Genomic DNA, 21,021 nt, shown 5'->3' with positions numbered 1-21,021 from the left:
CGATGACGACGGACAAGCTCGTCATGCTGGCTGCCGGCGGGACCGGCGGCCATCTCTTCCCGGCCGAGGCATTGAGCCACGCGCTGCATGCCAAGGGTATGCGCGTCGTGCTGATGACCGATACGCGCGCCGCCGAATACGCCGGGAGCTTTCCGGCCGAGGCCGTGCATGCGGTGCCGGCGGCGACCCCGTCCGGCCGCTCGCCATTGCAGAAGGCGGCGGCGCTGTTCAACATCGCCAAGGGCACTTTCGCGGCGCGCGGGATCATCAAGCAGGTCAGGCCGGCCGTCGTCGTCGGCTTCGGCGGCTACCCGACCGTGCCGCCGGTGCTCGGCGCTTCACTCGCTGGGGTGAAGACCCTGATCCACGAGCAGAACGCCGTGATCGGCCGGGCCAATCGCTTCCTCGCCGGCCGTGCCGACGTGATCGCGACCGGCTTCGCCAAGGTCGGTGGGCTGACCGAGGCACAGCAGGCCAAGTGCCGCCATGTCGGCAACCCCGTGCGTCCCGCGGTGATCGCGGCGGCCGGCCACGATTACGACTGGCCGGGCGAAGGCAGGATCAGGCTCCTCGTCTTCGGCGGCAGCCAGGGTGCGCGCATCATGGCGGACATCGTGCCGCCGGCGCTCCAGCTCCTCACCGATGCCGAGCGCGCGCGCCTGAGCATCGCCCAGCAGGCGCGGGCCGAGGATGACGAGCGCGTGCGCGGGATCTACGAGAAGCTCGGCGTCAAGGCGACGATTGCGCCCTTCTTCAAGGACCTGCCGGCGCAGATGGCGGCGGCGCAGCTCGTCATCGCCCGCTCCGGCGCCTCGACCGTGGCGGAACTCACCGTGATCGGCCGCCCGGCCTTGCTGGTGCCGCTGCCGGGCTCGCTCGATCAGGACCAGGCGGCCAACGCCGCCTTCCTCGAAGGCGTGGGCGGAGCTGTCCGCATTCTCCAGCCGGACTTCACGCCGCGCCATCTTGCCGCCGAATTGTCGAAGCTTATCGCGCAGCCTGCCCACTTGACGACGATGGCCGCAAACGCGAAGAGCGCCGGCATCCCCGATGCCGCCGACCGCCTGGCCGATCTCGTGATCGCCACGGCCAACCTTCCGCACTGACAGGATTCAAGACCCATGAAGCTGCCGCCGAAGCTCGGCTCCATCCATTTCGTCGGCATCGGCGGCATCGGCATGTCCGGCATCGCCGAGGTCCTGCACAATCTCGGCTACAAGGTGCAGGGTTCGGACGCTTCCGACGGCGCTAACGTCAAGCGCCTCGCCGACAAGGGCATCACCACCTTCGTAGGACACAAGGCGGAGAATCTCGGCGAGGCCGAGGTCGTCGTGGTCTCGACCGCGATCAGGCGCGACAATCCCGAACTGCTCGCCGCCCGTGAGCAGCGCCTGCCCGTGGTGCGCCGCGCCGAGATGCTGGCCGAGCTGATGCGGCTCAAGAGCTGCGTCGCCATCGCCGGCACCCATGGCAAGACGACCACGACATCGCTGGTCGCGACGCTGCTGGAGAAGGGCGGGCTCGATCCGACCGTGATCAATGGCGGCATCATCAACGCCTATGGCACCAATGCCCGCATGGGCGAGAGCGACTGGATGGTGGTCGAGGCCGACGAGTCGGACGGCACCTTCCTGAAGCTCCCGGCCGACGTCGCGATCGTCACCAATATCGACCCCGAGCATCTCGACCATTTCGGCACTTTCGACGCGATCAAGGCGGCTTTCCGCTCCTTCGTCGAGAACCTGCCCTTCTACGGTTTCGCGGTGATGTGCATCGACCACCCGACGGTGCAGGGGCTGGTCGGCCAGATCACCGATCGTCGCGTCGTCACCTATGGCGAGAACCCGCAGGCCGATTTCCGCCTGATCGACATCGACCTCTCGGGCGGGCAGGCCAAGTTCACGCTGCTCATCCGCGACCGCAAGACCGGCCGCGACGAAGTGATCCGCGATCTCGTCATGCCGATGCCGGGCCACCACAACGCGCTGAACGCCACGGCTGCGATCGCGGTCGCCTATGATCTCGGCATTCCCGTGCCTGTTATCCGCGAGGCGCTGGCCGGTTTCGGCGGCGTCAAGCGCCGCTTCACCAAGACCGGCGAGTGGAACGGCGCGCTGATCTTCGACGATTACGGCCACCATCCGGTCGAGATCGCCGCCGTCCTCAAGGCCGCCCGCGCCTCGACGAAGAGCAAGGTCATCGCGATCGTCCAGCCGCACCGCTATACTCGCCTGTCGAGCCTGTTCGACGATTTCGCCGCCTGCTTCAACGATGCCGATACCGTGATCGTGGCCGACACCTACGCGGCCGGCGAAGCGCCGATCGCCGGTGCCGACCGTGATTCGCTGGTCGCCGGCATCAAGGCCCGCGGCCATCGCCATGCGCTGCCGCTGGAAAGTTCCGACAAGCTCGCCGGCATGGTGGCGGAGCTGGCGGGGCCGGGCGACTACGTCGTCTGCCTCGGCGCCGGCAACATCACCCAATGGGCCTATGCGCTGCCGGGGGAACTGGCGGCGCTCAGGGGTGACACCTTGCCTCTTGCTTCCCTTCTCCCCTTGCGGGAGAAGGTGGCGCGATAGCGCCGGATGAGGGGTCGCGCGACGATTTTCACCGTCATCGCATGACATCCTCGCCCTTTTGGAAAGGGACGGCGCGACCCCTCATCCGTCCCGGCTTCGCCGGGCCACCTTCTCCCGCAAGGGGAGAAGGGCCAGCGCGGTTAGCACCATGCCCTTCGCAGACCTTTCCTCCGACATCCGCGCCTCGGCTCCCGATCTGCGGGGCCGGCTTCTCGCCAATCAGGAGCTTTCGGGCCTGACCTGGTTCCGCGTCGGCGGTCCCGCGCAGATCCTGTTCACGCCGGCCGATGACGAGGACCTCGCCTATCTGCTCTCGAAGCTGCCCGAGGACGTTCCCGTCACGGTGATCGGGCTTGGCTCCAACCTGATCGTGCGCGATGGCGGCATCCCCGGCGTCGTGGTCAGGCTCGGCGGCAAGGCCTTCGGCGAGATCGCGCTGGAAAGCGGTGACCGCCTGCGCGCCGGCACGGCCGTGCCGGACGTCAAGGTCGCGCGCGCTGCGGGCGATGCCTCGCTCGACGGGCTTGCCTTCTATCGTGGCATTCCCGGCTCGATCGGCGGGGCGCTGCGGATGAATGCCGGCGCCCATGGTGGCGAGACGACTGATGTTCTGGTCTCGGTGCGCGGCGTCACCCGCAAGGGCGAGATCGTGACGCTCTCCCATGCCGAGATGGGTTTCACCTATCGCAACAGCGCGGCCTCGACCCGCGACATCATCTTCACCTCCGCCCTGTTCCAGGGCCGGCCGGGCGATCAGGCGGAGATCCAGGCCGAGATGGACCGGGTGACCCAGGCGCGCGAGGCGGCCCAGCCGATCAAGGAACGCACCGGCGGCTCGACCTTCAAGAACCCCGAAGGCGGCAAGGCCTGGAAGCTGATCGACGCTGCCGGCTGCCGCGGCCTGCGCGTCGGTGGGGCGCAGGTCTCGGAGATGCACTGCAACTTCCTGATCAATACCGGCGGCGCGACGGCCGCCGATGTCGAGGGGCTGGGCGAGGAGGTCCGCCGCCGGGTCAAGGACAATTCGGGCTTCGAGCTCCAGTGGGAGATCAAGCGGCTCGGCGTTGCGGCGTAGCTGCCGGGCTTTGAAAAGGGCAGGGGCACTGCAAGCCGGTTAACTCCCCGTTAACCAAGTTTAACGAGGTTGGACGCATCGCAGGAGCGAAGCGTCGATGACCAGACATGTTGCAGTGCTGATGGGCGGTTGGTCCGTCGAGCGGGAGGTCAGCCTCAACAGCGGCGCGGCCTGTGCGCGCGCGCTGGAGAATGTCGGCTACCGGGTCACCCGCGTCGACGTGCAGCGCGACATCGCCGAGGTGCTGGCGAAGCTCAAGCCCGATGTCGCCTTCAACGCCCTGCATGGCCGCTTCGGCGAGGACGGCACGATCCAGGGCGTGCTCGAGATCCTGCGCATTCCCTACAGCCATTCCGGCGTGCTGGCCTCGGCGCTGGCGATCCGCAAGGACCGGGCGAAGACGGTGGTGAAGGCGGCCGGCGTGCCGGTCGCCCACGGCGTCAACGTCTCCCGATTCGCCGCCGCCAAGACGCATGTCCTGCCGCCCCCTTACGTGCTCAAGCCGATCGACGAGGGCTCCTCCGTCGGCGTCGTCATCGTCAAGAAGGGCAGGGAGCACCCGCCTCAGGAAATCGCCCGGCCGGACTGGCCTTGCGGCGAGATGCTGCTGGCCGAGACCTTCATCGCCGGGCGCGAGCTGACCTGTGCCGTGATGGGCGAGCGCAGCCTCGGTGTGACCGAAATACAAGCCGCAACCGGTGAGTTTTACGACTACGACGCGAAGTACGCGAAAGGCGGCTCGATCCACATCTGTCCGGCTCAAATTTTACCGAAAATTTACCAGCAGATCGAAGAGTGTGCGTTAACGGCGCATCAAGCAATCGGATGCCGGGGCGTCAGCCGATCTGACTTCCGCTACCACGACGAGAGCGACACGCTCGTCTGGCTGGAGGTCAATACGCAGCCCGGGATGACCGAGACCAGCCTGGTGCCCGAGTTGGCTGCCCATGCGGGCCTGGATTTCGGTGAGCTCGTCAAATGGATGGTGGAGGACGCCTCCCTCGATCGGTGAAAGCGATGACGACGAAGACCGTTGCCATGCCCCGATTCGCGCCTGCCCGGCCGCTCTCCCGGCTCCCGGTCGCGCACGCCGCTCCCCAGCTTCTGGTGGGTGAGCAGCGCCAGGGTCGCTGGATGCGCCGCTCGCGCCGCAGCGCCATCGCGGTGCCGCTCGCCCAGCGCCTGCCGGCGAGCCTCGGCACCTGGCTGGCGCTCGGCTTCCTCACGCTCAGCCTCGGCACGGGCTTCGTGCTCGGCGGCCACTGGCAGACCATGCAGGACAATTACGGCGAGCCGCGCCACATGATCGCGCGGGCGCTCGGCTTCGGCATCGACCGCGTCACCATCTCCGGCCTCTCGGGGCTGTCCGAGCAGGAGGTCCTGGTCGCGGCCGGCATCGATTCGAAGACCTCGCTGGTGTTCTTCGACGCCGACGAGGCCCGCAAGCAGCTCGAGGCGACGCCGCTGATTCGCGAGGCCGCCGTCCGCAAGCTCTATCCGGGCGAGGTCTCGATCGCGCTCACCGAACGCGAGCCCTACGCGCTCTGGCAGGTGAAGGGGGAGCTCTTCGTGATCGCGGCTGACGGCACGGTGATCGACAAGATGGATGACGGCCGCTTCGCCTATCTGCCGCTGGTCGTCGGCAAGGACGCCAACAACCGCGCCGCCGAATATCTGGCGATCCGCAGCCAGGCCGGCCCCTTCGCCCAGCATATCCGCGCCGCGACCCTGGTCTCCGGGCGTCGCTGGAACCTGAAACTCGACAACGGCATGGATGTGCGCTTGCCCGAGACCAAGCCGGAAGCCGCGGTGCAGCGCCTCGTGTCCCTGGAGAGCGACTATCGCATCCTCGAGAAGGACGTGCTCGCCATCGACCTGCGCCAGCCCGACCGGGTGACGATGCGGCTCTCGGAAGAGGCCGCCGCCGCCCGCGCCGACCAGCTCAAGAGCAAGTCCAGGAAGAAGAGGGGCGAGGCGTGAACCACGTCACCTCCCAGGGTCTGACCCCGCGCATGCGCCCGCTCTCGTCGCGCAAGAGCGCGACCTTGTCGATTCTCGATATCGGCACCAGCAAGGTCGTCTGCCTGATCGCCGAACTCAGCCCGGCCGAGACCAACGAGCGGCTGCGCGGACGCACCCATGTCGCCCGCATCATCGGCATCGGCCATCAGCGCTCGCTCGGCCTGAAGGGCGGGGCGATCGTCGATCTCGAAAGCGCCGAGCGCGCGATCCGCGCCGCCGTGGACGCAGCCGAGCGCATGGCCAAGGTCGAGGTCCAGTCGGTCATCGTCAACCTGACCGGCGGGCGCATCGGCTCGCAGCACTACGCCGCCAGCGTCGACCTGCGCTCGGGCTCCGTCGGCGACGCCGATGTGAAGCGCGTGCTGGCGACCGCCGCGACCCATGCGCTGCGCCCCGGCAAGGCGGTGCTCCATGCCCTGCCGACCGGCTATGCGCTGGACGGCGTGCCGGGCGTGCTCGATCCGCGCGGGCTGATCGGCGGCAAGCTCTCGGTCGACATGCATGTCGTCGCCAGCGAGGCGGCGGCGGCGCGCAACGTCATGCTCGCGGTCGAGCGCTGCCATCTCGAGGTCGAGGCGGTAGTCGCGACCCCCTATGCGTCCGGCCTCTCGGTCCTCGTCGACGACGAATCGGAGATGGGCGTCGTCCTCGTCGATCTCGGCGGCGGCTCGACCTCGCTCGGCGTATTCTCGGGCGGGCATCTCGTCCATGCCGACGCGATCGCCGTCGGCGGCAACCACATCACCATGGACGTGGCGCGCGGCCTCTCGACCCGCGTCTCGGCGGCCGAGCGGCTGAAGACGCTGCACGGCTCCTGCATCGCCAGCGCCTCGGACGAGCGCGACATGATCTCGGTCCCGCAGGTCGATGACGACGAGCGCGACATGCCGAACCATCTCGCCAAGTCGCATCTGGTCCGGATCATCAAGCCGCGCGTCGAGGAGATCCTCGAACTGGTGCGCGACCGGCTGAACAATGCCGGCTTCTCGGCCCAGGCCGGGCGGCGTGTCGTCCTCACCGGCGGCGCCTGCCAGCTCACCGGCCTGCCGGAAGTGGCACGGCGCATCCTCGGCGGCCAGGTCCGGACCGGCCGCCCGCTCGGGATCAAGGGCCTGCCGGAAGCGGGCAAGGGCCCGGCCTTCGCGGCGGCGGTCGGCCTCTTGGTCTATCCGCAGGTCGCCCATGTCGAGCATTTCGAGCCGCGTGCCGCCGGCGCGCGCTACTTCGCAACCGGGACGGACGGCTACTTCTCGCGTGTCGGGCGGTGGCTGAAGGACAGTTTCTGATCATGGCGCGAGCCATGGTCGAGAATTGAGTGAGTACGGTTCGTTCGAGAGGGCGGGCCGCGGCGTCAAACGTAGCAATCGGGACGGCTCCCGCCAGGCGCCGGACAAGGGATCAAAAGAGGCAACCATGGCGATGAATCTGCAAGCCCCGGACATCCGGGAACTGAAGCCCCGGATCACGGTGTTCGGCGTCGGCGGCGCCGGCGGCAATGCGGTCAACAACATGATCGAGGCCGGCCTCGACGGCGTCGACTTCGTCGTCGCCAACACCGACGCGCAGGCTCTCGCCCTGTCGCGCGCCTCCCGCATCGTCCAGATGGGCCTGCAGGTCACCGAAGGCCTCGGCGCCGGCTCGCAGCCGGAAGTCGGGCGCGCGGCGGCCGAAGAGGTCATCGACGAGATCCGTGACCATCTGGCCGGCGCTCACATGGTCTTCATCACCGCCGGCATGGGCGGCGGCACCGGCACGGGCGCGGCCCCCGCGATCGCCCGCGTCGCCCGCGACATGGGCATCCTGACCGTCGGCGTCGTCACCAAGCCGTTCCAGTTCGAAGGCCAGCGCCGCATGCGCATGGCGGAGGCCGGCATCGGCGAGCTGAACGAGGCGGTCGATACCCTGATCGTCATCCCGAACCAGAACCTGTTCCGCGTCGCCAACGAGACCACCGGCTTCGCCGACGCCTTCGGCATGGCCGACCAGGTGCTCTATTCGGGCGTCGCCTGCATCACCGACCTGATGGTCCGCCCCGGCCTGATCAATCTCGACTTCGCCGACGTGCGCGCCGTGATGCGCGGCATGGGCAAGGCGATGATGGGCACCGGCGAGGCGCAGGGCGAGAAGCGCGCGCTGACCGCGGCCCAGGCCGCGATCAACAATCCGCTGCTCGACGACGTCTCGATGAAGGGTGCGCGCGGCCTGCTGATCTCGATCACCGGCGGGCGCGACATGAAGCTCTATGAGGTCGACGAGGCCGCCACCCGCATCCGCGAGGAGGTCGATTCCGAGGCCAACATCATCGTCGGCGCGACCTTCGACGAATCGCTCGAAGGCACCGTGCGCGTCTCCGTCGTCGCGACCGGAATCGACAAGCCGATCTCGTCCCAGGCCGAGAACGACGACACCGAGGCGCGCATCGCCCAGGTGGCGGAGCGCCTGAAGGCCGAAGCCCGCCTGCGCAGCAACGCCGCTGTTGCCGCTGCCCGCCCGGTCGCGCCCGCCGTGCCGGCGATCGAGACGGCCCGCGTCGCCCCGCTGCCGGAGCCTGCTCCGGCAGCCCATGTCGCGCAGGACATCCGCATCGAGCCGGTGCAGCCGCGTCCGGTGATGGCCGCTCCGGCGCCGGAGCCCGTCCAGCATGCCGAGCCGAGCCTGAATTTCGATGAGAGCTTCATCCCGCCGATGCCGGAACGCGCGGTCGTCCGCCCGACCCGCATGCCCCGCGTCGAAGACCTGCCGGCCCCCGGCCAGGCCCAGCTCAATGCGCATCGCGGCGTTCAGCCCGCGCCGCAGCCGCCCAGCGCCGTGGAGCAGAAGCGGATGTCGCTGATGCAGCGCCTCGCCTCGGTCGGCTTCGGTGGCCGCAAGGACGATGAGATGACGGAGCCGCAGCAGGCGCCGGTGCGTCAGGTCCAGGCTCCGGTCGCCCCGCCGATGCCGCAGGCCCCGGCGCCGAGCGCCGCCCATGCCGAGTATATGCGCCGCCCGGTGCAGCAGCAGCCGGCCTCGCGCCCGGCGCAGGGCCAGCTCGATCCGCATGGCCGCGCTGCTCCGACTCGCTCCAGCGAGGAAGATCATCTCGAGATCCCGGCCTTCCTCCGCCGCCAGGCGAACTGAGTCGGAAGGCGCCCGGCAGCGCCGTCTCACGGCTTTGCAACACAACCCGCCGCGGCATTCCGCGGCGGGTTTTGGCGCGTTAAAAAATCGTTATCTTTCAGCTTGTTATAGTCCGTCCTCGATCGCTTCCCCGTTGTAACACAGCGAAAGAAAGCGTGATTTTGAGAGGCGGCCTCAAAAGCTTATGTTGCGGCCGCATCGGGACAACGGCCTCGTCGGGACCATTCCGGCCTGGCCTTGAAGACATCGCCGGCTGGACGATCCCTGCATCGGCAGGTGACCGCGGCCTTCGCGATCAGGATTGGATAACGGTATGACCTTCGATCGGCAGACGACCTTGCGGGCAGCCGTGACCCTGACGGGGATCGGCGTTCATTCCGGCGCCCCCGCGAGCATCTGCCTGAAGCCGTCCAGCGCCAATACCGGCGTCGTCTTCCTGCGGACAGGCATCGAGGGCATGCCGCCCCAGCTCATTCACGCCAAGCACACCAAGGTCAGCGCCACGGAGCTCTGCACCGTGATCGGCGACCGCGGCCCGGCCTCGGTCTCGACGATCGAGCACCTCATGTCGGCCTGCGCGGGCCTCGGCCTCGACAACGTGCTCGTCGAGATCGACGGGCCGGAAATGCCGATCATGGACGGCAGTGCCCGCGAATTCGTCGTTGCCATCGAGGCGACCGGCATGACGACGCTCACCGCGCCGCGCCGCTATCTCAAGGTCCTCCAGCCGGTCCGCATCAAGCAGGGCCGCGCCTTCGCCGAACTGGCCCCGGCCGAGCACGGCTTCCGCCTCGATGTCGAGATCGATTTCGACAGCGTCGTGATCGGCCGCCAGCGCAAGATCTTCGATCTCGACGCGCAGGCTTATGCCAGCGAGATTTCGAAGGCCCGCACCTTCGGCTTCATGCGCGATGTCGAGCAGCTCTGGAAGGCGGGCTTCGCTCAGGGCGCCTCGCTCGAGAACACCGTCGCGGTCGGCGATGACAAGGTCATCAACCCCGAGGGCCTGCGCTACGGCGACGAGTTCGTGCGCCACAAGGTGCTCGACGCGATCGGCGACCTCGCGCTGGCCGGCTATCCGATCATCGGCGAGTTCCGCTCCTATTGCGGTGGCCACCGGATGAATGTCCGCATCCTCGAGGCGCTTTTCGCCGATCGTGCGAATTTTGCGATCGTCGAATCCCAGCCGGTCTTCGCGGCGCCGCGCGCCGTGCAGATGGCTGCGTCAGCTCCGGCCGCCTTCGCGCCGGATTTGCACTGAAGCGCGGCGAAACGCGACTTCGCCTTCCAATCGCCTGTTTCTTGTCCCAGATGCCGCAGCGATGCGGAATCACGTCATAACCGGTTTTCGGCAGTGGCGCGGGGGAAGCGTCTGAGGTAAGGCATGCTTCCCGCCAGCGGGGACGATCGAAAGAGGACGGACGACGTGAGCGTGACGCGGCAAAGCCTTCCGGCAATCCATCGCGGTCTTTCTCCGCGCAGGGGCATCGCCCTTGCGCTGGGCGCCGCCATGCTGCTCGGCGGCTGCGATACCCTGTCCTCGCTCAATCCCTTCGACAAGCCCGAGGTCTACAAGCCGGACCTGACGCCGCCGACGCCGGCTGACAAGCTCTACAACGAAGGCCTGGCCCGTCTGCAGAACGGCGATAGCGAGGGCGCCTCGAAGAAGTTCGAGGACATCGACAAGACCGCGCCGTTCTCGCCCTATGCCCGCAAGGGCCTGCTGATGACGGCCTATACCAATTTCCAGGCCTCGAAGTGGGAGGAGGCGATCACCGCCTCGAAGCGCTTCATCGCGCAGAACCCGGCGAGCCCCGACGCCGCCTATGCGCAGTACATCCTGGCGATGTCCTATTACAACCAGATCCCGGACGCGACCCGCGATCAGGAGCGGACGGCCCAGGCGATCCAGGCGCTGGAGCAGCTCATCGCCAACTATCCGAAGTCGGAATACATCATCGACGCCAGGGAAAAGCTCCTGGTGGCGCGGGATCAGCTCGCCGGCAAGGAGATGAATGTCGGGCGCTACTATCTGGAGAAGCGCAACTATACCGGCGCGGTGAACCGTTTCCGCGAGGTCATCATCAAGTACCAGACCACGCGCCATGTCGAGGAGGCGCTGATGCGCCTGACCGAGGTCTATATGGCGATGGGCATCACCAACGAGGCGCAGACGGCGGCGGCCGTCCTCGGGCACAACTTCCCCGATAGCCAGTGGTACAAGGACGCCTACGCCCTGCTGCAGAGCGGCGGCCTGGAGCCGCGCGAAGATCGCGGTTCCTATATCAGCCGTGCCTTCCAGGGCTTCTCGCGCACGGTCGGCGGCCTGGTCGGACTGAACCGCCTCTGACGAGCGAGGGCGCCCCTTGCATGACGAGCCACGGGCGATCCTGCCGGCTCCGAAGGATGGGTTGAGCGTCGATGCTGGCGCAGCTCTCGATTCGCGACATCGTCCTGATCGACAGGCTCGACCTCGGCTTCCATGAGGGGCTGAGCGTGCTCACCGGCGAGACCGGTGCCGGCAAGTCGATCCTGCTCGACGGTTTCGCGCTGGCGCTCGGCGGGCGCGGCGATGGCTCGCTCGTGCGCCATGGCGAGGCTCAAGGCCAGGTCAGCGCCGTGTTCGACCTGCCGATGACGCACCCGGCCCGCAAGCTGGCGCAGGCGCAGGAGATCGACACCGACGGCGATCTCATCCTGCGCCGCGTGCAATATGCGGACGGCCGCACCCGCGCCTTCATCAACGACCAGCCGGTCTCGGTGCAGATCCTGCGGATGGTGGGCACCGCCATCGTCGAGATCCACGGCCAGCATGACGACCGCGCCCTGACCGATCCGGCCCAGCACCGCACGATCCTCGATGGTTTCGGCGGGCTGGAGGCAGAGGCCGAGGCCGTAGCAGGGGCGAGCGAGACGCTGAAGCGGGCGCGGCAGGCCCTGCAGTCGCAGCGCCTGCGCGTCGAGGCGGCGCGCAAGGAAGCGGATTTCCTGCGCCATGCCGTCGAGGAACTCGGCAAGCTCGCGCCGCAGGCGGGCGAGGAGGATGCGCTCGCGACCATCCGTCAGGCGATGATGCAGGCGGAGAAGGTCGCGCGCGATCTCAACGAGGCCTATGAGGCGGTCGGCGGACAATCCTCTGCGGTGCCGACGCTCGCCGCCGTGCTGCGCCGGTTGGAGCGCCGTGCGAGCCAGGCACCGGAGCTGGTCGACCCCTCGATTGCCGCGCTCAACACCGCGATCGTCGCTTTGGAAGAGGCCGGCGAGGCGCTCGCCGCCGCGACGCGCGCCGCCGAATACGATCCGCGCGAGCAGGAACGCACCGAGGAGCGGTTGTTCGCGCTCAGGGCCGCAGGCCGCAAATACGACGTGCCGGTCGATGGCCTGTCCATCCTGGCGGCGACGATGGCGAGCGACCTTGCCGCGCTCGACGAAAGCGAGACCTCGCTCTCCCGGCTCGAAGCGGAGCTGATGGAGGCTGAAACGGCCTTCCTCGGGCAGGCGCAGGCCCTGTCCGAGGCGCGCCAGGCGGCTGCGGCAAAACTGGATACGGCCGTGAAGGCCGAATTGCCACCGCTCAAGCTGGAGCGGGCCCGCTTCATCACCCGGATCGAGAGCGACGCCAACGCGCGCGGGCCGGAAGGCTTCGACAAGGTCGAGTTCTGGGTCGAGACCAATCCGGGTACGCGACCGGGCCCAATGATGAAGGTCGCCTCCGGGGGCGAGCTCTCGCGCTTCATGCTGGCCCTCAAGGTCGTGCTGGCCGAGCGCGGCTCCGCCCCGACGCTGGTCTTCGACGAGATCGACACCGGTGTCGGCGGCGCAGTCGCCGATGCGATCGGCGAGCGGCTAGCGCGATTGGCCGGTCAGGTCCAGGTGATCTCGGTGACGCATGCGCCGCAGGTCGCGGCCAAGGCCGGGCAGCATTTCCTGATCGCCAAATCGGCGGAGGAGGGCGAAGCCTCACGCACCGTGACGCGGGTTACGGCGCTGGAAGACCAGGCGCGGCGCGAGGAGATCGCACGGATGCTGGCCGGCGCCTCGATCACCGAGGAAGCGCGCGCCGCCGCCGGGCGCCTGCTGCAGGCGGCGGGCCTGCGCGGCTGAAGGCTGTCCTGGGCCGGACGCTTACTCAGCTTACGCGGGGAACCCTCTCCCATAGGGAGAGGGCAGGGTGAGGGGTAGGCCGCTCACCGAATTGCCGTGAGGTGGTTGCTGCTGCTGTGAAGTGGGCGCCCAACTGGTCCAAGGGCCTACACCTCACCCTGCCCCTCTCCTTACAGGAGGGGTTCTCCGCGCGTGCTGGGTATGACGTGGTTTCGGCCGCGGACTACACAGCGACCAATTCGTAGCCCGCACCCTTCTTCACGACCCGCGTGAAACCCTCGACATGACCACCCGAGACGAGCCAGTTCTCGTGCGCGGCGCGCTCCAGGATGCCGCGGCGGGAGGCCAGCGCGGTCGCGGCGTCGAAATCATAGACGAAGCCGATATCCGGGTCCGAAGCCTGGAGGTCGGAGAGATGCAGCGCATCGCCCCAGAGCAGCAGGCTCTCGCCGGCGCCCTCGATCAGATAGCCGCTATCGCCGTAGGTATGGCCGGGCAGGGGGATCAATGTGATGCCCGGATGGGCCCCACCAGCCGGGACAGCGCGGATGCGGCCGGCATAGTGCTTCTTCAAACTCGCGGCGATGGCGAAGGCGCCCTGCTTCTTCTCCGGGGTGCGTGCGCGGTTGGCCTCGTCGCCATAGAAGCCGAAATCCGCTTCGGGGACGATGATCTCGGCATTCGGGAAAAATGGGCTGTCGCTATTGAACAGGCCGAGAGCATGATCGCCATGAAGATGCGTGATCAGGACGTGGGCGACGTCTTCGGGCGCGATGCCCGCAGCCGTCATCGCAGCCGGGGCATGGCCCATCGCTTTGCCCCAGGACGGGCCGGTGCCGGCATCGAGGAGGGTAATTCCGCTCGCGCCCTTCAGGGCAAAGCAGTTCACGACGATGCTGACCTTCGGCTTGCCCCAGCGCGAGACCGCCTCATTGCGGGCGGCCTCGCCATCGGCATGGATGAGCACGTCGAGCGGCGCCTCGAAGATGCCGTCATGCAGGACTTGGACCTCGTAGGCGCCGATGCGGCGGGAGTGCTGGACCATGGGCTGTTCTCCGCTTCGGCATCGCGCGCGTTCGGTGAGGCCGGGAAGCTAGTGGGGGCGGCGCCTCGCCGGCAAGGTGCGTCCGGCCCGGCTCAGCCCTGCGCCGGGCGCGGGAATGCCGCATTTCCTTTTGTATCGCTTTAGTTTAAGAGCCGCTGTCATCCGATGGTGCAGCTGCCCGTTAGATCGCCATGCGTCCTTCCCGACGCCGGGGGTGCGATCTGATTATTTGTTTTGGCATCGGATTTTCCGAAAAGCGCATTCCGCTTGTCGGTCCGATTGTCTAGTGCCGCCTGAACCTATCGCCACGCTTCGCGCCGTTCCTTCATCTTACGCCGCAACCCTTAGGCCCATATCGCATGTCCTTTTCTCTCACGAGCCCGCCGCTCGCGCGCGCGCTCGCCGATCGCAATTACTCCGACCCGACGCCGGTGCAGAGCGCCGTCCTCGAAGACGGCGCCCGCGGGCGCGACCTGCTGGTCTCCTCGCAGACCGGCTCCGGCAAGACCATCGCCTATGGCCTCGCCATCGGCGAGACCCTGCTGGGCACAGCCGAGAAGCTCGGCCCTGCGGCCGAGCCGCTCGCCCTGATCATCGCGCCGACGCGCGAACTCGCCTTGCAGGTGCAGCGCGAACTTGCCTGGCTCTATGCCCAGACCGGCGCGCGGGTGATCTCCTGCGTCGGCGGCATGGACCCGCGCCGCGAGGCGATGCTGCTCGACGAGGGCGCGCATATCGTCGTCGGCACGCCCGGCCGCCTGCGTGACCATATCGAGCGGCGTCGCCTCGACGTCTCCGCGCTCAAGGCGGTCGTCCTCGACGAGGCTGACGAGATGCTCGATCTCGGCTTCCGCGACGATCTCGAATACATCCTGAAGACCACCCCGGCGGAGCGCCGCAGCCTGCTGTTCTCGGCGACCTTCCCGAAGGCGATCGTCCAGCTCGCGCAGAGCTACCAGCGCGATGCGCTGCGGATCGAGGTGGAAGCGACGCGGCGCGGCCATGCCGACATCGCCTACAAGGCCGTGCGCGTCTTCCCGAAGGAAGCCGAGCTCGCGGTCGTCAACCTGCTGCGCTTCCACAATGCGCCGGTGGCGCTGGTCTTCTGCAACACCCGCAATGCCGTGCGCCATCTCGAGGCGATCCTGCTCGAGCGCGGCTTCACCTCCGTCGCGCTATCGGGCGAACTCGGCCAGAACGAGCGCAACGCGGCGCTCCAGGCGCTGCGCGACGGCCGGGCGCGGGTCTGCGTCGCGACCGATGTCGCGGCGCGCGGCATCGATTTGCCGGGGCTCGATCTCGTCATCCATGCGGAGCTGCCCAACGATTCCGAGGTGATGCAGCATCGCTCGGGCCGCACCGGCCGCGCCGGCAACAAGGGCACGAGCGTCCTGCTGGTGCCGCAATCGCGCCGCCGCAAGGCCGAGCGCCTGCTGATGGAAGGCAAGGTCGAAGCCGAGTGGATCGCCCCGCCGACGGCGGAGGAGATCCGCGTGCTCGACCAGGAGCGCCTGCTCTCCGATCCGTTGCTGAACGGCGACGGCTCCGAGGACGATGCCGGCATGATTGACGCGCTGATGGCGGGCCGCGAGGCGCGCGATATCGCCGCCGCGCTCGTCCGGCTCTACCGCACCCGCCTGCCGGCCGCGGAAGAGGTCGGCGATCCCGGCTTCGGCCGCGACGAGCGTCGGCCGGTCCGTACGAACGAGGATTATGCTGCCAAGCGCCGCCCGTTCGGGCGCGACGAGGGCGAGGATGGCGAGCGCCCGCGCAAGCCGGCCGGCCCGCGTGGCGACACCGTCTGGTTCCGGCTCGATATCGGCCGCAAGCAGGGTGCCGATCCGCGCCAGCTCCTGCCGATGCTGTGCCGCCGTGGCCGGATCACGCGCGACGAGGTCGGCGCGATCCGCATTTTCGACCGCGAGACCAAGGTCGAGATCGATGCCGACGTCGCCGATCGCTTCTATGATTCCGTGCGGATCCCGGATCGCGACAAGATCGTGATCGAGCCGACGACGGAGGCCGAGCGCCGCCCCGCCAAGTCCTTCGCGGACAAGGCCGAGCGTCCGGCCGCGCCCCGCAAAAGCTGGGGTGACGATCAGGCTGCTGCCGTGGATAGGCCGCAGCGGCCGCGTTTCGAGCCCCGGGATGCGAATCAACGCGCGCCGCGGAGCGACGAGCGCAAGCCGTATCGCGCCGACAGCAGGCCTCCGCGCGACGATGCGCGCCCGCCGCGCCGCGACGACGGCAAGCCCGGTGGCGGCTTCAAGAAGCCATATGAGGGGAAGGGCAAGCCCTTCGCCGCTAAACCCTTCGCGGGCAAGCCCGCCGGCGGGCGCCCGGCGGGTGGCAAGCCCTTCGGCAAGGGCAAGCCGCGCGGCGACAATCGCGGCTGAGCTTCAGCCTTTACACAAAAGCGCCGTCATTCCGGACAAGCAGCGAAGCTGCACCGATCCGGAATCCATCGTAGGGCTTAAGCGCTCTATGATGGATTCCGGGTCAAGCCCGGAATGACGGCGCGATTTCTTTGAGAATGGCGCATCCCAGGCGCCGGTGGCCGTCGGCGACCGTTCTCGCCCTCCTTCCTCAGCGCAGGCCGAGGAAGGAAAGGATCGCGAGAACGACGACGATAAGACCGATGATATAAATGATGTTGTTCATGAAAAGCCCCCTGGCTGACTGGAGCCTTGCGGCTCGATCTGGCAGGGGGTGAACCCGTTTTGGGCGCCAAAGGTTCCCCTTGGCGCCTGTGGACCTCAGTCCACCAGCTTGCGGTAGAGATGCCAGGTGGCGTGACCGAGCACCGGCATGACCACGATCAGGCCGACCAGCATGGGCAGGCAGCCGAGCACCAGCAGCCCGGTCACTATCAGGCCCCAGTACATCATCACGCGCGGATTGGCCTCGACGGCGGCGATCGAGGTGCGGATCGCGGTCGGTGCATCGACATGCCGGTCGATGATCAGCGGGAAGGACACGACCGAGATCGAGAAGGCGAGGATGGCAAGCAGCAGGCCGACCGCATTGCCGATCACCATCATGATCCAGCCATCCGCGGTGGTGAACACGGCCCTCAGGAAATCGGCTGTCGAGACATCGGCCGGCAGGCCGAGGATACCGCGATAGAGGAACCAGGCGCTGAACAGCCAGGCGAGAAAGAGCCCGGTCAGCATCGCGCCGAGCAGGGCGATCTGTCCGATCGAACGCGAACGCAGCACCGCGAAGGCGTGAACCCAGGATGTATCCATGCCCTTCTCGCGGCGGCGGCTGATCTCATAGAGCCCGATCGCGGCGAAGGGGCCGAGCAATGCGAAGCCCGAGAGCAGCGGGAAGAGCAGGGGGAAGATGTTGTAGCTGACTGTGAGTTGCGCCAGCAGGATGCCGGCGACGGGATAAATCAGCGCGATGAAGACGAGATGGCTCGGCTGCGCCTTGAAATCGTCCCAGCCGCGCAGCAGCGCCTCGTGCAGATCCCGCGTGGTGATGGTCCTGATGCGCGGCTGCGAGAGCGCGGCAATATCATGAACTGTGCCGTCGAGATTGGCCATGGCGTGTCTCCCGGTTCCGGCCCGGTTCGCCATATGGCTGTCGACGTGAACCTTGGCGTCAACGGCCTGCGGCGTCGAGCTTCCAATTCCCAGCCCGCAAACTATACGCGCCAAAGCCGGTTTTGTCGCAAGCTTTCGGGGCGGCACCGCCTTGCACCGACTGCAAAAAGGCTGCTGCCCTTCCTCGTCACGATCATCTCGCCTAATGCTGTCCCATGAGCGACGCCGACGATTCCGCCCCCTCCGAAACGCCGATCGCAGAGCTGACACCGCGCAAGGCGAAGGCCGAGCACAAGCTGCTGGCGGCCGCGGTGCAGGCCGCGAACGACGCCTATTTCCAGGACGACCAGCCGATCATGGACGATGCGGCCTATGACGCGAAGCGTCGCCGGCTCGTCGCGCTGGAAGAAGCCTTTCCGACGCTGAAGCAGGAGAGCGACGTCAGCGCCAAGGTCGGCGCCAAGCCTTCCGGCAAGTTCGCCAAGATCCGGCATCGCGTGCCGATGCTCTCGCTCGACAATGCCTTCTCCGACGAGGCCGTCGCCGAGTTCGCGGCCCGCGTCTATCGCTTCCTCGGCCGCAAGGAGGAAGACGGCATCGCCTTCACCGCCGAGCCGAAGATCGACGGACTTTCGCTCTCGCTGCGTTACGAGAAGGGCGAGCTGGTCGCTGCCGCGACGCGCGGCGACGGCGAGGAGGGCGAGGACGTCACGCTGAACGCCCGCACCATCTCCGAAATTCCCAAGACGCTCGCCGGGCCGGATGTGCCGGAGATCGCCGAGGTGCGCGGCGAGGTCTATCTGGGACACGCCGATTTCGCCGGGATCAACGAACGCCAGCGCGAGAAGGGACTGCCGGAATTCGCCAATCCGCGCAATGCGGCGGCGGGCTCGCTGCGCCAGCTCGATGTCAGCGTCACCGCCGCGCGTCCCTTGCGCTTCTTCGCCTATGCCTGGGGCGAGATGCCGGTGCTGCCGGCGCCGACGCAATCGGGCGTGGTCGAAGCGTTCCGGCGCTGGGGTTTTCGCACCAATCCGCTGATGAAGCGCTGTGAGAGTGTCGCCGAACTGATCGCACAATACCGGCTGATCGAGAGCCAGCGCGCGACGCTCGGCTACGATATCGACGGCGTCGTCTACAAGGTCGACGATCTCGCGCTGCAGGCGCGGCTCGGCTTCGTTTCGCGGGCGCCGCGTTGGGCAATCGCGCATAAATTCCCGGCCGAGCTCGCGACCACCCTGCTTGAAGCCATCGACATCCAGGTCGGGCGCACCGGCGCACTCTCGCCGGTGGCGCGCCTGAAGCCGGTGACGGTCGGCGGCGTCGTCGTGACCAATGCGACGCTGCATAACGAGGACTATATCCGCGGCTTCGATTCCAAGGGGCTGCCGATCCGCGACGGCACCGATATCCGCATCGGCGACACCGTCACGGTGAAGCGGGCGGGCGACGTCATCCCGCGTGTCGAGGCGGTCGATCTTTCGAAGCGCCCGGCGGATTCGAAGCCGTACGAATTCCCGATGCTCTGCCCGGCCTGCGGCAGCCATGCGACGCGGGAGCTCAACCCGCGCAGCGGCAAGGAAGACGCCATCCGCCGCTGTACCGGCGGCCTGATCTGCCCGGCGCAGGCGGTCGAGCGCCTCAAGCATTTCGTTTCGCGCGACGCGCTGGATATCGACGGGCTCGGCGACAAGCAGATCGAGTTCTTCCACAGCGATGCGGAGCTTCCCGTCAGGGAGCCGGCCGATATCTTCACGCTGGCGGCACGCGACGCTGCCAACCCGCTGAGGAAGCTCAAGGCCAAGGAGGGTTTTGGCGCCCAGAGCGTCGCCAAGCTGTTCGAGGCGATCGAGGCTCGGCGCACGCCGCCGCTCAACCGCTTCATCTTCGGGCTCGGCATTCGCCATATCGGCGAGACGACGGCGCGTCTGCTGGCGCGGCATTACGGCTCGTTCGAGGCGCTGCGGGCGGCGGCCATCGCTGCTGCCGACGAGGCCTCGCCCGAGCGGCAGGAACTCGGCGCCATCGACAGTGTCGGTCCGACCGTGGTCGAGGCGCTGATCGAATTCTTCGGCGAGCCGCATAACGAGGAACTGCTCGACCGATTGCTGGCGCAGGTCTCGCCGCAGCCATTGGAGGCCGTCGCCTCGGCCAGCCCCGTCGCCGGCAAGATCGTGGTCTTCACCGGCGCGCTGGAGCGGATGACCCGCGACGAGGCCAAGGCGATGGCCGAGCGGCTCGGCGCCAAGGTCGCGGGCTCGGTGTCGTCGAAGACCGATCTCCTTGTCGCCGGGCCGGGCGCCGGCTCCAAGCTCAAGGATGCGGCCAAGCACGGCGTCGAGGTGATCGACGAGGCGGGCTGGTTCGATCTGGTGGGCGGGTAGGGAACTGTCCATTCCCCGTTGTCATCCCGGGCGGAGCGGAGCGAAGACCCGGGATCCATTCCGGAACCATTATCGGGAGCGTTCCGGAATGGATCCCGGATCGGCGCCGCTTCGCGGCTTGTCCGGGATGACAGCGTGGATCGAGCGGGGAACTACTCCGCCGCCCTCACCGCCGGCGTGAACATGGCCGCTGGCGGCGCCTCGCCCGCCGCCCGGACCTGGCTCGGCGCCAGGCCGGTGATGCGCTTGAAGGCGCGGCTGAACGAGGCTTCCGACTCGTAGCCGAGGCGCTGGGCCACCACCGCGATCCGCAACTTGTCGCGGGCGAGCCATTGCCGGGCCTGATGCATCCGCACCTGCGCGACATAGCGGGCGGGTGTTTCGCCGACGACCTCGGCGAAGCGCTCGGCGAAGCCGGAACGCGAGGCGCCCATCAGCTCGGCGAGGCTCTCGACCGTCCAGTCGGTCTCGGGATGGGCGTGGATCGCGGCCAGCACCTTGCCGACCGTCGGGCAGCGCGCGGCTGCGACCCAGCCCTTGGCGGCGCCGCAGCCGCCCTCGACCCAGGCGCGGATGATCGCGGCCGCCAGCACATCGGCGAGGCGGGCGAGGATGCCGCCGGCGCCGACGCGGTCCAGCATGACCTCACGCCCCATCGCCTCCAGCAGATGCGGGATGCCGGGCTCGTTGGCGATGAAGTCACTCATCCGCATCAGGTCGGGCATCAGGCGCAGCAGCGGGTGGTCGAAATCGACATTGAAGGTCATGCGGCCGGTGAAGAGCAGCATATGTGCGCCGGTGCCGCCGCCTTCGACATCGAAGATGTTGCCGTAGGCCTCGCGCACCCGGCAGTCGCAGGGCGGTGAAGCGACGACATCCGGCGAGCTCGCCAGCACATGGCCGCCGCCGCGCGGCAACAGCACGGCATCGCCATCCGCGAGCTTCAGCCATTCACCGGCCGGCGTCTTCAGCCAGCAACTGCCGCGCGAGATGAAATGGAAATAGGCCTGATGGGTCGGCGGGTAGACGACGCCCCAGGGCGAGGCCAACTGGCAGCGGCTGTAGTCGACGCCGTCGAGCCTCAGGCCCCGGAGCATCTCGGTCAGGTGGTCGGTGGAAGCAGTCATGGCAATCCTGGACGAAC

15 protein-coding genes are annotated in these 21,021 nt (G+C 67.9%); 12 read left to right on the top strand and 3 right to left on the bottom strand.

Annotation, left to right across the window (positions count from 1 at the left end; translation table 11 throughout):
* Nucleotides 1-2: 2 nt before the first annotated feature.
* The 10 genes from murG (at nucleotide 3) to recN (ending at nucleotide 12,900) form a co-directional block, all read left to right on the top strand.
* Entirely contained in the window at nucleotides 3-1,106 is a 1,104-nt protein-coding gene (gene murG, locus ACWIEX_RS15255) for an undecaprenyldiphospho-muramoylpentapeptide beta-N-acetylglucosaminyltransferase (protein ID WP_454033871.1), read from the top strand.
* Nucleotides 1,107-1,121: 15 nt separating this feature from the next.
* A complete protein-coding gene (gene murC, locus ACWIEX_RS15250; RefSeq protein ID WP_454033870.1) occupies nucleotides 1,122-2,579 on the top strand; it encodes a UDP-N-acetylmuramate--L-alanine ligase in 1,458 nt (485 codons plus the stop codon).
* Between the two features lie 148 nt (nucleotides 2,580-2,727).
* Entirely contained in the window at nucleotides 2,728-3,654 is a 927-nt protein-coding gene (gene murB, locus ACWIEX_RS15245; protein WP_454033869.1) for a UDP-N-acetylmuramate dehydrogenase, read from the top strand.
* Between the two features lie 97 nt (nucleotides 3,655-3,751).
* A complete protein-coding gene (locus ACWIEX_RS15240; RefSeq protein ID WP_454033868.1) occupies nucleotides 3,752-4,666 on the top strand; it encodes a D-alanine--D-alanine ligase in 915 nt (304 codons plus the stop codon).
* 5 nt (nucleotides 4,667-4,671) lie between these two features.
* Nucleotides 4,672-5,634 (top strand): cell division protein FtsQ/DivIB, encoded by a 963-nt coding sequence (locus tag ACWIEX_RS15235; protein WP_454033867.1) that lies wholly within the window; start codon nucleotides 4,672-4,674, stop codon nucleotides 5,632-5,634.
* Between the two features lie 32 nt (nucleotides 5,635-5,666).
* A complete protein-coding gene (gene ftsA, locus ACWIEX_RS15230) occupies nucleotides 5,667-6,962 on the top strand; it encodes a cell division protein FtsA (RefSeq protein ID WP_061966784.1) in 1,296 nt (431 codons plus the stop codon).
* A 127-nt stretch (nucleotides 6,963-7,089) separates the two neighbouring features.
* Nucleotides 7,090-8,796: a cell division protein FtsZ gene (gene ftsZ, locus ACWIEX_RS15225; RefSeq protein ID WP_454033866.1), complete on the top strand. Its 1,707-nt coding sequence runs from the start codon at nucleotides 7,090-7,092 to the stop codon at nucleotides 8,794-8,796.
* 313 nt (nucleotides 8,797-9,109) lie between these two features.
* Nucleotides 9,110-10,057, top strand: a complete 948-nt coding sequence (gene lpxC / locus ACWIEX_RS15220; RefSeq protein WP_454033865.1) for a UDP-3-O-acyl-N-acetylglucosamine deacetylase — start codon at nucleotides 9,110-9,112, stop codon at nucleotides 10,055-10,057.
* A 165-nt stretch (nucleotides 10,058-10,222) separates the two neighbouring features.
* Nucleotides 10,223-11,146, top strand: coding sequence for an outer membrane protein assembly factor BamD (locus ACWIEX_RS15215; protein ID WP_454033864.1), 924 nt, complete (start codon nucleotides 10,223-10,225; stop codon nucleotides 11,144-11,146).
* Nucleotides 11,147-11,217: 71 nt separating this feature from the next.
* Nucleotides 11,218-12,900: a DNA repair protein RecN gene (recN, locus tag ACWIEX_RS15210; RefSeq protein WP_454033863.1), complete on the top strand. Its 1,683-nt coding sequence runs from the start codon at nucleotides 11,218-11,220 to the stop codon at nucleotides 12,898-12,900.
* Between the two features lie 223 nt (nucleotides 12,901-13,123).
* Here recN and aidB read toward each other — a convergent pair whose 3' ends face one another.
* On the bottom strand, nucleotides 13,124-13,945 hold the full coding sequence (gene aidB, locus ACWIEX_RS15205) for an AidB family quorum-quenching N-acyl homoserine lactonase (protein WP_454033862.1): 822 nt from the start codon (nucleotides 13,943-13,945) through the stop codon (nucleotides 13,124-13,126).
* Between the two features lie 359 nt (nucleotides 13,946-14,304).
* On the opposite strand from aidB, the gene ACWIEX_RS15200 reads away from it, so the two are divergent.
* Complete coding sequence (locus ACWIEX_RS15200) at nucleotides 14,305-16,341, top strand: DEAD/DEAH box helicase (protein WP_454033861.1); 2,037 nt, start codon at nucleotides 14,305-14,307, stop codon at nucleotides 16,339-16,341.
* A gap of 360 nt (nucleotides 16,342-16,701) precedes the next feature.
* On the opposite strand, the gene ACWIEX_RS15195 is transcribed toward ACWIEX_RS15200, so the two are convergent.
* Entirely contained in the window at nucleotides 16,702-17,493 is a 792-nt protein-coding gene (locus ACWIEX_RS15195; protein WP_454033860.1) for a DUF2189 domain-containing protein, read from the bottom strand.
* 215 nt (nucleotides 17,494-17,708) lie between these two features.
* Here ACWIEX_RS15195 and ligA point away from each other — a divergent pair, with 215 nt between their 5' ends.
* Nucleotides 17,709-19,877 carry an NAD-dependent DNA ligase LigA gene (ligA, locus tag ACWIEX_RS15190; RefSeq protein WP_454033859.1) on the top strand — a complete coding sequence of 723 codons (2,169 nt, stop codon included), beginning with the start codon at nucleotides 17,709-17,711 and terminating at the stop codon, nucleotides 19,875-19,877.
* Nucleotides 19,878-20,029: 152 nt separating this feature from the next.
* Here the strand turns inward: ligA and ACWIEX_RS15185 are convergent, their stop codons facing one another.
* Nucleotides 20,030-21,004 (bottom strand): AraC family transcriptional regulator, encoded by a 975-nt coding sequence (locus ACWIEX_RS15185; RefSeq protein ID WP_454033858.1) that lies wholly within the window; start codon nucleotides 21,002-21,004, stop codon nucleotides 20,030-20,032.
* Between the last annotated feature and the right edge of the window lie 17 nt (nucleotides 21,005-21,021).

Source organism: Allobosea sp. NPDC055353 (genome assembly GCF_053644975.1).
Note: the sequence above shows the minus strand (reverse complement) of the source record. Positions and strands in the feature narration are given on the sequence as shown.